This is a genomic window from Arthrobacter sp. 01T425, from assembly GCF_056398725.1.
On the sequence record NZ_JBFTPY010000008.1, the window covers coordinates 121,795 to 134,729 of the forward strand.

The 12,935-nt window shown below is 67.8% G+C and carries 10 protein-coding genes; all 10 read left to right on the top strand.

Features of this window, described 5'->3' with window-relative positions; all coding sequences use genetic code 11:
- Window positions 1-97: 97 nt before the first annotated feature.
- The 10 genes from AC1DNG_RS11080 (at window position 98) to AC1DNG_RS11125 (ending at window position 12,867) form a co-directional block, all read left to right on the top strand.
- The gene (locus AC1DNG_RS11080; protein ID WP_243180206.1) at window positions 98-1,288 is read left to right on the top strand and encodes an ROK family transcriptional regulator; all 1,191 of its coding nucleotides are present in this window, start codon (window positions 98-100) and stop codon (window positions 1,286-1,288) included.
- A gap of 131 nt (window positions 1,289-1,419) precedes the next feature.
- Entirely contained in the window at window positions 1,420-2,976 is a 1,557-nt protein-coding gene (gene mmsA, locus AC1DNG_RS11085) for a multiple monosaccharide ABC transporter ATP-binding protein (protein WP_476849130.1), read from the top strand.
- Between the two features lie 54 nt (window positions 2,977-3,030).
- The gene (gene mmsB / locus AC1DNG_RS11090) at window positions 3,031-4,299 is read left to right on the top strand and encodes a multiple monosaccharide ABC transporter permease (RefSeq protein WP_476856608.1); all 1,269 of its coding nucleotides are present in this window, start codon (window positions 3,031-3,033) and stop codon (window positions 4,297-4,299) included.
- Window positions 4,300-4,364: 65 nt separating this feature from the next.
- Window positions 4,365-5,468: a substrate-binding domain-containing protein gene (locus AC1DNG_RS11095; RefSeq protein ID WP_476856609.1), complete on the top strand. Its 1,104-nt coding sequence runs from the start codon at window positions 4,365-4,367 to the stop codon at window positions 5,466-5,468.
- Window positions 5,469-5,775: 307 nt separating this feature from the next.
- On the top strand, window positions 5,776-7,224 hold the full coding sequence (locus tag AC1DNG_RS11100) for an ABC transporter permease (RefSeq protein ID WP_476887334.1): 1,449 nt from the start codon (window positions 5,776-5,778) through the stop codon (window positions 7,222-7,224).
- A 2-nt stretch (window positions 7,225-7,226) separates the two neighbouring features.
- Window positions 7,227-7,934 (top strand): ABC transporter ATP-binding protein, encoded by a 708-nt coding sequence (locus AC1DNG_RS11105; protein ID WP_476887335.1) that lies wholly within the window; start codon window positions 7,227-7,229, stop codon window positions 7,932-7,934.
- A gap of 183 nt (window positions 7,935-8,117) precedes the next feature.
- Complete coding sequence (locus AC1DNG_RS11110; RefSeq protein ID WP_476856612.1) at window positions 8,118-9,188, top strand: Gfo/Idh/MocA family protein; 1,071 nt, start codon at window positions 8,118-8,120, stop codon at window positions 9,186-9,188.
- A 152-nt stretch (window positions 9,189-9,340) separates the two neighbouring features.
- On the top strand, window positions 9,341-10,657 hold the full coding sequence (locus AC1DNG_RS11115; RefSeq protein WP_476887336.1) for a hypothetical protein: 1,317 nt from the start codon (window positions 9,341-9,343) through the stop codon (window positions 10,655-10,657).
- A 474-nt stretch (window positions 10,658-11,131) separates the two neighbouring features.
- Window positions 11,132-12,334 carry a serine/threonine-protein kinase gene (locus AC1DNG_RS11120; protein WP_476887357.1) on the top strand — a complete coding sequence of 401 codons (1,203 nt, stop codon included), beginning with the start codon at window positions 11,132-11,134 and terminating at the stop codon, window positions 12,332-12,334.
- Window positions 12,331-12,867, top strand: a complete 537-nt coding sequence (locus AC1DNG_RS11125) for a mucin-associated surface protein (RefSeq protein ID WP_476859179.1) — start codon at window positions 12,331-12,333, stop codon at window positions 12,865-12,867. The genes AC1DNG_RS11120 and AC1DNG_RS11125 overlap by 4 nt, the downstream gene beginning before the upstream one ends.
- Window positions 12,868-12,935 lie beyond the last annotated feature (68 nt).

Below are 12,935 nucleotides of genomic sequence, written 5' to 3' on the forward strand. Positions count from 1 at the left end.
GGTGCTGAACGCCCTCTCCCCGGCATTCGACCGGCGCGGCCGTTATCGTTGCGTTAACTTCTTGACTACAAGGCGCGAATGCGTCACGCTTCATAGCATGCCCTCACCAACGCGCTCAACGAGGAGCCGAACCAAGAACCCCGGATCGCAGTCCGCCCTCCGGCATTTGAACCAGCAGCGGATCATCGAATGCCTCCTCGCGGGCCCATCCACGCAGGCGGAACTGGCCCGCCAGACCGGGCTTTCGACAGCCACGGTCTCGAACATCGTCAAAATCATGCAGGACGCCGGGCTGGCCTCGACTGAACCGATCACCAGTTCCGGGCGGCGCGCCCTGAACGTCCGGCTCAACAGCAACGGAGCCGTCGCCGTCGGAATCGACTTCGGCCGGCGCCACCTGCGCGTCGTGCTGGCCTCGCTGAGTTACCACGTGATCGCCGAAGAGTCGGTCCTGCTGCCCCTGGGCCATCACGCCGAGGAAGGCATCCAGGCCGCCGTCGGCGTGCTGGACCGGCTGCTCACGGACAGCGGTGTGGAACGCAGCGCCCTGGTGGGTGCCGGCGTCGGAATTCCCGGCCCGATCGACCGCCGCACAGGCACCGTGGCGCAAGGCGCGATCCTGCCCGAATGGGTGGGCATCAACATCCTCAAACGCCTAGAAGAAGCGCTGGAACTCCCCGTCTTTGTGGACAACGACGCCAACCTGGGCGCCCTCTCCGAGGTCACCTGGGGGCCGCACAGCGGCATCAGCAACCTGATGTTCCTCAAGATCGGCTCGGGCATCGGCGCGGGGCTGATCCTCAACGGCGCCCCGTACTACGGCAACGTGGGCATCACCGGCGAAATCGGCCATGCCACCATCCACGAGCACGGGCTGATCTGCCGCTGCGGGAACCGCGGCTGCCTGGAAACCATCGCCTCCACCACCACCATGATCGAGCTCCTGAGCCGCGGCGAGGACCGGCCGCTCTCGCCCGGGGACATCGTTCGCAAGGCCCTGGAGAAGGACTCCGCCACGCTCCGTGTCGTGGACGACGCCGGGCTCGCCGTCGGGCGCGCGCTGGGCAACGTGGCGAACCTGATCAACCCCGAGGTCATTGTGGTCGGCGGCCCGCTGGCGGGCCTTGGCCAGCTGCTGCTGGACCCGATCCGGCGCGGCCTGATCCGCCACGCGGTGCCGGTCATAGGCGAGACAACCACCCTCACGATGTCGTCCCTGGGCGACCGGGCCGAGGCCCTCGGGGCCACGGCTTTGGTCTTCCAGCACGCCGGAATCCGGCGAAACTAACCATTTCGTTATGTGGCTGTTGCGTTAAAGACTTGACGACAAGGGCTGTGATCCAGTTTACTTTTCCATCAGACGGCCCTGCGGTTTGCAGGGGCGGACAACGAAGTCATGCATTGGAGGCGTAAGGGCAGATGACGTCCCTCAACACGCACAGTGATCCGCTAATCCTCGAGATGCGATCCATCACCAAGGAGTTCCCCGGCGTTAAAGCTTTGGCCGATGTGAGCCTGCGGGTGAAGGCCGGCGAGATCCACGCCATCTGCGGTGAGAACGGCGCCGGGAAATCGACCCTGATGAAGGTACTCTCAGGCGTGTACCCCTACGGCACGTACACCGGGGACATCGTTTACCAGAACGAAGTCCAGGAGTTCAAGGACATCAGGGCCAGCGAGCACGCCGGCATCGTGATCATCCACCAGGAACTCGCGCTTATCCCCGAACTGTCGATCATGGAGAACATCTTCCTCGGCAACGAGCCCACCAAGCGCGGCGTGATCGACTGGGCCGAGGCCCGGACCCGGTCCACCGAACTGCTGGCCCGCGTGGGGCTGCGCGAGGACCCGGACACCCCCATCAAGGAGATCGGCGTCGGCAAGCAGCAGCTGGTCGAGATCGCCAAAGCCCTGAACAAGTCGGTCAAGCTCCTGATCCTGGACGAGCCCACGGCGGCGCTGAACGAGTCCGACTCCCAGCACCTGCTGGACCTCATGCTGGGCCTCAAGGGCCGCGGAATCACCTCGATCATCATTTCGCACAAGCTCAACGAGATCGAACAGATCGCCGATGAGATCACGATCATCCGCGACGGCAAGTCGATCGAGACCCTGAACGTCAAGGCCGACGGCGTCGACGAGGACCGCATCATCAAGGGCATGGTGGGCCGGACCCTGGAATCCCGGTTCCCGGACCACGAGCCGAAGATCGGCGATGTCCTCTTCGAGGTGAAGAACTGGAACGTCGGGCACCCGCAGATCCAGGACCGCCTGGTCTGCAAGAACTCCAGCTTTTTCGTCCGCCGCGGCGAGATCGTCGGGTTCGCGGGCCTGATGGGCGCCGGACGCACCGAACTGGCCCGGTCCGTGTTCGGGCGCTCGTACGGCCGCTTCATCTCGGGCCATGTCTACAAAGAAGGCAAGGAACTGCAGCTCAAGAGCGTCCGCCAGGCGATCGACGCCGGACTCGGCTACGTCACCGAGGACCGCAAGTCCCTGGGCCTGAACCTGCTGGACGACATCAAGGCCACCACGGTCTCGGCAAACCTGCGCAAGATCAGCAAGAACTTCGTGGTGGACGCCAACAAGGAATACGCCGTCGCGGAGGAATACCGGAAGTCGCTGCGGACCAAGACGCCCTCCGTGGAGGAAGGCGTCGCAAAGCTCTCCGGCGGCAACCAGCAGAAGGTCGTGCTGGCGAAGTGGATGTTCACCGACCCGGACGTGCTGATCCTGGACGAACCCACCCGCGGGATCGATGTCGGGGCCAAGTACGAGATCTACGGCATCATCCAGAAGCTGGCCAACGAGGGCAAGGCCGTGATCGTCATTTCCTCGGAGCTGCCCGAGCTGTTGGGCCTCTCGGACCGGATCTACACGATTTTCGAAGGCGCCATCACCGGCGTCCTGAACAAGGACGAAGCCAGCCAGGAAAGCCTCATGAAACTCATGACGTCCGCCCGCAAGACCGCTTGACCCTTTGGGACAAACCAGAACAATCCGAACACCCCGGACACAAGGACTGAAACAATGAACGCGCTCAAGAAGCTCTTTGGCGGCAACACCCGCCAATTCGGCATGATCTTCGCCCTGGTTGCGCTGATCGTGTTCTTCGAGATTTTCACGGAGGGCCGCACGCTCACATCGGGCAACGTCATCAACCTCTTCAACGGCAACTCCTACATCCTGATCCTCGCCATCGGCATGGTGCTGGTCATCATCGCCGGGCACATCGACCTCTCGGTCGGTTCCGTCGCGGCCTTCGTGGGTGTCTGCGTGTCACTCTTCATCCGCGACTGGGGGCTGCCCTGGTACATCGGCGTCCTGATGGGGCTCGGGCTCGGCGCCCTGATCGGAATGTGGCAGGGATTCTGGGTGGCCTATGTCGGCATCCCCGCGTTCATCGTGACGCTGTCCGGCATGCTGATCTTCCGCGGCGCCAACCAGTTGGTCGGCAAGTCGAACACCATCCCGGTTCCCACGGATTTCCAGTACATCGGCTCCGGCTACCTGCCCGAGTTTGGACCGAATACCGGCTACAACAACCCCACCATGCTCATTGGCCTGCTCGGCGTCGCGTTCGTGATCTTCAGCGAGATCCGCTCCCGCCGCAACGCCAAGGCCCTCGGTGCCGAGGTTCCCGAAGCGTGGGTCATGGTTATCAAACTGGTGCTGGTCTCCGGCGCCATCCTCTACGCGACCTACCTCTTTGCCACCGGCCGGCCGGGCACCTCCTTCCCCGTGCCGGGCCTGATCCTGGCCGTCCTGGTCCTCGTGTACGGCTTCATCTCCTCCAAGACCGTTATCGGCCGCCACATCTACGCCGTCGGTGGCAACCGGCACGCCGCCGAGCTCTCCGGTGTCCAGTCCAAGAAGGTCAACTTCCTGGTCATGATGAACATGTCCTTCCTGGCCGGCCTCGCCGGCATGATTTTCGTCGGCCGCTCCACCGCCTCAGGCCCGTTCGACGGCGTCGGCTGGGAACTGGACGCCATCGCCGCCGTGTTCATTGGCGGCGCCGCGGTCACCGGTGGCGTGGGCACCGTGATCGGCTCGATCATCGGCGGCCTGGTCATGGCAGTCCTGAACAACGGCCTGCAGCTGCTCGGCGTCGGCGCCGACCTCACCCAGATCATCAAGGGCCTGGTGCTCCTGATCGCCGTCGCCTTCGACGTCTACAACAAGACCCAGGGCAAGAGGTCCGTCGTCGGGATGCTGATGAAGAACTTCAGCCGCAGTAACGAGATCAAGGCCGACGAGACAACCCAAACCACAGACGTCATCTCCAGGGGAGCCTGAGCGGCTCCCCCGGTTCCCCAACCCCACAATTCTCCGCACACCACCAAAAGAAAGTGAACCAAGCAATGCGAATGATTGGTAAAGCAGGAAAGGCAGCAGCAATCGCTGCTATTGCGGCACTGGCGCTGACGGCCTGCGGCCGTTCCGACACCGGGACTACCGGCGGTTCGAGCTCCGGAGGCGAAGCATTCCCGAAGGGCTCGTCGATCGGCGTCGCGCTGCCCCAGAAGACCTCGGAAAACTGGGTTCTGGCGGAGCAGCTGTTCAACGACGGCCTCACCAAGGCCGGCTACAAGCCGGATGTGCAGTTCGCCAATGGCGGCGTTTCGGATCAGCAGAACCAGATTAGTGCCATGATCACCAAGGGCGACAAGCTCATCATCGTCGGTGCCATCGACGGTGCGCAGCTGGGCACCCAGCTCAAGCAGGCCAAGGATGCCGGCGCCACGATCATCGCGTATGACCGTCTGCTCCTGAACACCCCGGACGTGGACTACTACGTGGCCTACGACAACTTCAAGGTCGGTGAACTCCAGGGCCAGGCGCTGCTGGACGGCATGAAGGGCAAGAAGCCGGCAGGCCCGTACAACATCGAGCTCTTCGCAGGTTCCCCTGATGACGCCAACGCGAAGGTCTTCTTCGACGGCGCCATGAGCGTCCTGAAGCCGAAGATCGACGACGGCACCCTCAAGGTCCTTTCGGGCCAGACGAGCTTCGAACAGGCCGTTACCCAGGGCTGGAAGGCAGAGAACGCCCAGAAGCGCATGGACACCCTGCTCGCCGGAACGTACGGCAGCGCCCCGCTTGACGGCGTGCTGTCCCCGAACGACACCCTGGCCCGCGCGATCATCACCTCTGTCAAGGCCGCCGGCAAGCCGATCCCGGTTGTCACGGGTCAGGACTCCGAGGTTGAGTCGGTCAAGTCCATCATGGCGGGCGAGCAGTACTCCACCATCAACAAGGACACCAATGCACTCGTTGACCACTCGATCACCATGGTCAACGACGTCCAGGCAGGCAAGAAGCCGGAGATTAACGACGACAAGTCCTACAACAACGGAAACAAGGTTGTTCCCGCGTACCTGCTGAAGCCGGTCATCGTCACCAAGGACAACGTCCACACGGCGTACGAGAACGATCCGGTCCTCGGCCCGATCACCAAGCAGTAGTTCCTTATCTGGGCGACCGCTTCACCGGCCGCGCCAGAGTACAGAGCCCCGGCTCTCCCGCAAGGGAGGGCCGGGGCTCTTGCGTTGGCCGTGGTGTGCCGGCCGTGGTGCGCCGGCCGTGGTGCGCCGGCCGCGGTGCGCCGGCTGGGACCTTGGGGTGACCTTGGCGGTGGCGAGGTGCTTCACAGCAGATCCATAGCTCCCGGGGGAGGTTCGCACAGCGGCCCGTACCACTGTGGGACCAGCGCCGGGCATCGGGCCCGGCAGGAGATACCCCCAGAGACACCCAAGAAAAACTAGGAGCACCGTGAGCGTTCTTGCCCGGAGTGTAGGCAACGCCTTTCGAAACAAGGTCAGGACCGCCGCCGTGGTGGCGGTGCTGGCCGTAGCCATTGGACTTGCCCTGGCCATGCTCGTGGCCAACCAGGCCGTCACCGGCAAGGTTGCCGAGCTGAACGCCTCGGTGGGCACGGTCCTGACCGTGAACCCCGCCGGCGGCCAGGGGTTCGAGGGCGGCGGCGAGCCGCTGACCTCGGCGCAGGCAGCGACGGCGGCGGCCGTCCCCAACGTCAGCAGCGTGGTCGGCACCAAGGCGCTGCGCCTGCGCAACGCCGCTGACATTGCCGCCGAGGCCGCGTCAGGACGGACAGGCCAAGGCGGCCCCGGCGGCCAGTCGGCCACCTCCGTCACCACGAGCCTCACGGCCGCCGTCGACGCCGGCACCCTCGGCAACCGTAACCAAGCCAGTACCGGCGCCACCGGAAGCAGCACCTCGGGCAGTACCGGCGGCACCGCGCAGGCCGCGCCGGCGTTCTCGCTGCCCATCACGGCAACGGGCATCGGCGCCGAGGTGGACTCCACCGGCAAGGCCCTGCAGCTGACGCAGGGCACCGGCCTGGGCAACTACACCGCCGCGTCCACCGGCGCCCTGCTGGGCACCACCCTGGCCACCAAGAACGGCCTCAGCGTGGGCTCGACGTTTACCGTCGGGGACCAGAGCTTCACCGTCCGGGGGCTGTTCGACGCCGGGACCGCGTTCGGCAACAATGCGCTCTACGTGACGCTGCCGACCGCCCAGACCCTCGCCGCGCTCCCGGACGAACTCTCCACCATGATCGTCACGGTCAACAGCATGGAAAACGTCGACGCCGCCAAGACCGCCCTGCAGGCGGCGCTGGGCTCCGACAAGGCCGACGTCACCCAGGGCCAGCGGAACCTTGAGACAGCCGTCAGCTCGCTGGACAGCGTCAAGAACATTTCCTTCATCGCCTTCATCGCGGCCCTTGGCACCGCCGGCCTGATCATCCTCCTGATCATGGTCATGCTGGTCCGCGAACGACGCCGCGAGATCGGTGTCCTGAAGGCCATCGGCGCCCCGAACCGCACCATCGGCCTGCAGTTTGTGCTGGAGGCCCTCGTGCTGGTGGCCATGGGCAGTGTTGTGGGCGCCGCCGTCGCCTCCCTCGCCAGCGGCGGCATCGCCAGCGCCCTCATCAGTTCAAGCAGCAGCACGAGCGCGGCGGCCACCGGCCAGCGCGGCGGCGCTGGCGGCTTTCCCGGGGGCGGGTTCCCGGGAGGGGCGGGCGGACCGCTGGGCGGGGCCAGCCAGCTGCTGACCTCCGTGACGGCGAGCGCCTCCCCCGGCGTCATCGCCGCGGGCATCGCCGCAGTTTTCGGCGTCGCCATCATCGGCGCGCTCGTCCCGGCCCTGCTCACCGCCCGCATCCGTCCCATCGAAGTCCTCCGAGGAGAATAGCCATGATCGAAGTCAAGAACCTGGTCCGCACGTTCAAGTCCGGCGACCGGACCATCAAGCCGGTCAACGATGTCAGCTTCGAGCTGGACCAGGGCACGCTGGCCTCGATCGTGGGCAAGAGCGGCAGCGGCAAGAGCACCCTGCTCTCCTTGCTCGGGGCGCTGGACAAGCCCACCAGCGGCGACGTGGTGGTCAACGGCGTGAGCCTGGCCAGCATGCCCGACGGGAAACTGACCAACTACCGGCGCCGGGACATCGGCTTCGTGTTCCAGCAGTTCAACCTGATCCCGAACCTCTCGGCCGTGGACAACGTGATGCTGCCGATGGAATTCGCCGGCGTGCGCAAGGCGGCGCGGGCCGAGCGGGCCCGGCAGCTGCTCGAACAGGTCCAGCTCGATCCGGACAAGCACGGGCGGCGCATCAACCGGCTCTCCGGCGGCGAGCAGCAGCGGGTGGCGATCGCCCGGGCGCTGGCGAACGAACCCAAACTGATCCTGGCCGATGAACCCACCGGCAACCTGGACGAACAGACCGGCGAGCACATCATCGAGCTGCTCAGCACGCTCAGCCGGGACCACAACACCACCATCCTGGTGGTCACCCACGACCGTGCCCTGGCCAACAAGACGGACCGGCGCTTCCGGCTCCAGCAGGGCCGGCTCACGGAGGAACCGGCCCGGAACCGCGCGACGGCGGCCCTGACCGGCTGAGGACCGGCCGGCTGCGGGGACTTCGGCGGCGGAGCTGCGGGCAGGCCTTGGGGGCCCGCCCGCAGCTCCGGCGTCGAGCCGCCGGGGCTGAACTTCGTGAGACTGGATCTCCGCGTCGAACCTCCGCCATGCCAGGGCCGTCAAGACCGCGGCCCGCCCGCCCCTGGGTGAGAAGATGGCATCATGTCTGCCCTCATCGCAAAGCCGTGGCTGTTCAGCCAGCCGGACCAGGACCCCCGCACAGCCACCGGTGCCAGGCTGCGCTGGGGTGTCATCGCCACCGGCGGGATCGCCGCTTCGGTCACACGCGACCTTGGGCTGCTGGCGGATGCGGAACTGTACGCCGTCAGCTCCCGCACACAGGCGGCCGCGGACGCGTTCGCGGCCGACTACGGCTTTGTCCACGCCTACGGTGACCAGGAGGGCGCCAGTGGCTATGCCCGCTTGCTCGCCAATGACGCCGTCGACGTCGTCTACGTCGCCACCCCGCACGCCCACCATCACAAGATAGCCCTCGCCGCCCTCAACGCCGGCAAGCACGTGCTGTGCGAGAAGGCCCTCACGATCAATGCCCGGGAAGCAGCCGAGCTGATCGCGGCGGCCCGGACCAACGGAGTCTTCCTGATGGAGGCGGTGTGGAGCCGGTTCCTGCCCAGCATGCAGCGGGCGTTCGAGATCGCTGCCTCGGGCGAGATCGGCGAGGTGAAATGGGTCGGCGCCGACCTCGGCTTTCCGGCGCCGTACTCGCCCGGTTCCCGGCTTTGGGCACCCAAGGACGGTGGCGGCGCCCTGCTGGACATGACGGTCTATCCCCTGCTCTGGGCGCTCGGCACCCTGGGGTTCCCGCAAACGGTCAGCGCCACCGGCTGGCTGAACGACGACGGCGTCGACGCCCAGAATGCGTTGACGCTCGGTTACCACCACGGCGCCCAGGCCCAACTGACCTCGTCATTGATGGCCTACGGCCCCCGCACGGCCACCGTCGCCGGCACCAAGGGCTACCTCCAGAGCCCCGGGTCCATCAACAACCCGAAGGAACTGCTGGTCCGGATCGGCTTCGAGGGGCCCCGGACGGAGCAGTTCACGGTGGTGGGACGTGGCTACACTTACGAGCTCCGGGAGGTCACGCGGTGCATCCAGCAGGGCCTCACCGAGAGCCCGGTCATGCCTCTGGAGGACTCCCTGAACACCATGCGGCTTTTCGACGGCGTACGCGCGCAGCTCGGCGTGAGCTACCCCAACGACGCCCACTAACCGCCTCCCATTTTCCACGCCCCAGGCAACGGACCCGGCGCATTCCAAGTGTCTCGGTATGCCTACAGTTTCGGCCCCGCTCTGGACTCTCCTGTTGGGGCCGACTTACCCTGTAGGCAATTGTCCAGTCTTCCGGGATCGGGGGTGCGCGCATGGATCCTGCAGCAGCGTCCTCCCGCGCGGGCCGCACCTTGCGCCCCCTGCGCCCCTTGCGCCGCGTGCTTTTGGCCGCCGTCGCCGGCGCCGCGTGGCTGACACTGACCTGCACGGCCGCGCAGGCGGACGACGCCTGCGCGTTCTACGGGACGGCCGTCGACGCCGGGGAGAGCACGGCCGCCGCCTCCTGTACGGACGCCGACGACCTCCCTGTTCCCTCCCTCGACGGCGTGGTTTCTGTGGACATCTCTGCGGTCCCGGCGGGCGCCTGGGCGGCGGGCGCTGTTCCAGGGCCGGGAGTAGCTTCCGCGGACGTCGTTGCTGCCGACCCGAACGGGCCCGCGGACACCGCCCCTGACCCGGCGGTTCCCGACGCGCCACCGCCCGCCCCTGGGCAGGCGGCACCGGACCCGGCGCTCCCCTCCCCGGTACTCCCTGACCCTTCGCTCCCTGCGCCGGCACTCACCCCGCCGGCAACCGGGCCTGTGGTGGACCCTGCGGTACCGGTCCCCGGTGTTGTTCCGCCTGTGGTGGACCCTGCGGTACCGGTCCCCGGTGTTGTTCCGCCGGTGGTGGACCCTGCGGTACCGGTCCCCGGTGTTGTTCCTCCGGTGGTGGACCCTGCGGTACCGGCTCCAGCACCTTCGTCGCCCGGCGACCCGGCGGCCCCGGCTCCGGCTCCGGCTCCGGATCCAGCAACTCCGCTCCCCGGCGACCCTGCGGCCGGGCCACCAGACGGCGTCGTTCCAGACGGCGTCGTTCCAGGCGGCGATGTCGCGGCGGGATCGCCTGCGGGGACGCCGGCGGGGACGCCGGCCGCCGTCGATGGCGCATCGGCGCCGGCGGGCGGCGCAAAAGCAACCGCCGCCAACGCAGCACCGGCTGAACTGCCGGCGCCTGCTCCCACCGGCACCGTGGCGGCCCGTCCGTTCCCGGCATCTCCTTCCCCGGGTGCCACGGTTGCCTATCCCGCCTTGCTGATCCCTGAACCCCGGGGCGCGGCAGCTGTCCAGTCCGGCGCTGCCCCGCCGGCCAAGGCCCCTGCCGGGACCGGTGAACCGCCGGCTCCCTCCGGCAACCCGGGTCCGAGCCCATGGCATGGCGGAACGGGACTGCCTGCGCCTGACGCACTCCCGCCGGCTCCGGGCTCGGGGTCCGGCAGCGGGCACTCCGGCGGCGGGCCTGCCGGAACGGCTGCGTGGATGCCCAGCCTGGTCTTCTACGTGCCCACCATCGGGGCCGACGCCATCGGCGGACCGCTCCAGCACGAGTACGCAGCCGTTAGCGCTGATCCCGGTTCTTCTCCTGACTAGTCGGGCCGTCTCTGCCTCCACAGAGCACGGCCCGTCGGGCTGCCTTTGCCGCCCGCCAACAGTCACCCAGGAGAATCCCCCATGGACACGACCGTCCACCGCCGGGCTTCCGGCACCCCAATTCCCGCCGGCCTGACCCTCTCAGCGCCCGCCCACCCTGAGCGCTCCGGTCCGCAGCCGAGGCCCGGCTGCAAGCCCCGCCCGCCCTAGCGCATGCCACCGCTCCCATCAAGGTCCTGTACCGCCGGAGCGAGGTCGTTGGGTCCGCTGGGGGACCCAACGGCATGCTCCGGCGGAGGGGCGTCCGCGGGTGGGGGTCCGGTGAGGGAAGACGCTTCGGCGCCGGGACCGGAGGTCCCCCACGCACCACGCGGACCGCAATCAGATACCCGTACCCGTATCATTCTTTAGGAGCGCCGCCGGGGCGCACACGAAAGGTACGGGGACAGCGTGGACAGTTCGCCCAACAGCATCATGGCGGAGCCCCTGGGCGGCCGCTATCAGCTGGGGGAGGTGATTGGCCGGGGCGGCATGGCATCGGTCTACACGGCCAAGGACCTGAACCTTGGCCGGGACGTTGCCCTGAAACTCTTTGCACCGCAATCGGCGGATCCTGACGAGCTTCGCCGGCAGGAAGCGGAGATCGAACTGCTGGCGACCCTGAATCATCCAAGCCTGGTGACGCTGTTCGACGCCGGGACGGACACCCGGATTCCCGAGGAGCCCCGGCCCTTCCTGACCATGGAGCTCGTGGACGGCCAGGATCTGCGGACCCGGATCCGCCACAGTCCCCTGCCGCTGGCCGAGTTGGCCGTGGTGGGCGCCGGGATCGCCGATGCCCTCGCCTACGTCCACGGCCTCGGCATCGTCCACCGGGACATCAAGCCCGCCAACATCCTCCTGGTGCCGGTCCGGCCGGGAGAGCCGCTTCGGCCCAAGCTCACAGACTTCGGCATCGCCCGGATCATCGACGGGACCCGGCTGACCGCCACGGGAACCATGGTGGGAACTGCCGCCTACCTCAGTCCCGAACAGGCCCGCGGTGCCGACCTCGGTCCGGCGAGTGATATCTACTCGCTGGGCCTGGTCCTGCTCGAATGCCTCAAGGGCGAGGTGGAGTACCCGGGCAGCGCCGTCGAATCCGCTGTGGCCCGCCTGCACCGCGCCCCCGTCATCCCGGACGCCGTGCCCGAGGAGTGGGCCCGGCTCATCAAGGCCATGACCGTCCTGGACCCGTTGGACCGCCCCGCGGCCGCCGATCTCGAGGCAGCTTTCCGTGTTGCCCTCGTTTCCCCCGGATCGCTGCCGGGGCCGGTCACAACGGAACCCACCCGGGTCCTCCCGGCCCCGCCGGCAAGGCGGCCCCGCCCACCCAGGCCCGGAGCCGCAACGGCTGCGGCGTCGAGAACACGCCCCCTGAACTCGCTGGACCCGGATGCCCTGCCGCTGCGGCCGCGCCGCCGCCGCTCCGTGTCGCGCGGGGCCGCATGGTTCCTCCGGGCCCGGCCCCGCACCCGCGTGGCCGTGCTGCTCGCCGCGCTGGCAGTCCTTGCCGTCGTGGCGACGATCGCGGTCGCCCTGTCCGCCCCCGCGGCGCCCGACGTCGTCCCCTACCCCACCGTCACCGGACCGCTCGGCGATCACCTGAGGGAACTGCAGAAGGGTGTGGAACCATGAGCGATTCGCGAACCGCCGGGCAAGACCGCGGCCGGGTGAGGTATCGGGTGTCCGCAAGCCTCCTCGCCGGACTGCTGGCCGCCGGGGCTTTGGCCGGTTGCGGCTCCCCCGCCCCCGAACTGGGCAGCGGCGCGGCCCGGCAACTTCAATCCGAAGTCCTGGCTGTCAGCCAGGCTGCAGCCGCCAACGACCCGGAGGGTTCCCTGAAGCACCTTGACGAGTTGCTGACCCGGCTGGATGCCGTCGCCGCGAGCGGCGAGGTGTCCTTCAGACGCCACCAGAGCATCAAGTCATCGATTGACGCCGTCCGGGCGGACCTTACCGCGCAGCAGGCGGCCGAGGCGGCCCGGAAGGCTGCGGAAAAAGCAGCGGCTGACAAAGCGGCAGCCGACAAAGCAGCGGCTGAAAAGGCTGCCGCGGCTCAGGCAGCAGCCCAGGTCGCTGCAGCGCGGACGGCCCCGGCCGCCGTCGCCCCGGCCCCGGCCAAGGCCGCCACCGGGAAATCGAAGCACAAGGGCAACGGCAAGGGCTGACCCCGCAGCCCTCCCCCGCCCGGCTGCCCCTCTTTCCTGCCATCCTCCGACCAGCCACCCCTACGACC

Excerpts from the sequence above, each read along its gene's own strand:
- AC1DNG_RS11080 (WP_243180206.1), top strand. The coding sequence starts at position 98 with ATGCCCTCACCAACGCGCTCAACGAGGAGCCGAACCAAGAACCCCGGA.
- mmsA (WP_476849130.1), top strand. The coding sequence starts at position 1,420 with ATGACGTCCCTCAACACGCACAGTGATCCGCTAATCCTCGAGATGCGA.
- mmsB (WP_476856608.1), top strand. The coding sequence starts at position 3,031 with ATGAACGCGCTCAAGAAGCTCTTTGGCGGCAACACCCGCCAATTCGGC.
- AC1DNG_RS11095 (WP_476856609.1), top strand. The coding sequence starts at position 4,365 with ATGCGAATGATTGGTAAAGCAGGAAAGGCAGCAGCAATCGCTGCTATT.
- AC1DNG_RS11105 (WP_476887335.1), top strand. The coding sequence starts at position 7,227 with ATGATCGAAGTCAAGAACCTGGTCCGCACGTTCAAGTCCGGCGACCGG.
- AC1DNG_RS11110 (WP_476856612.1), top strand. The coding sequence starts at position 8,118 with ATGTCTGCCCTCATCGCAAAGCCGTGGCTGTTCAGCCAGCCGGACCAG.
- AC1DNG_RS11115 (WP_476887336.1), top strand. The coding sequence starts at position 9,341 with ATGGATCCTGCAGCAGCGTCCTCCCGCGCGGGCCGCACCTTGCGCCCC.
- AC1DNG_RS11120 (WP_476887357.1), top strand. The coding sequence starts at position 11,132 with ATGGCGGAGCCCCTGGGCGGCCGCTATCAGCTGGGGGAGGTGATTGGC.
- AC1DNG_RS11125 (WP_476859179.1), top strand. The coding sequence starts at position 12,331 with ATGAGCGATTCGCGAACCGCCGGGCAAGACCGCGGCCGGGTGAGGTAT.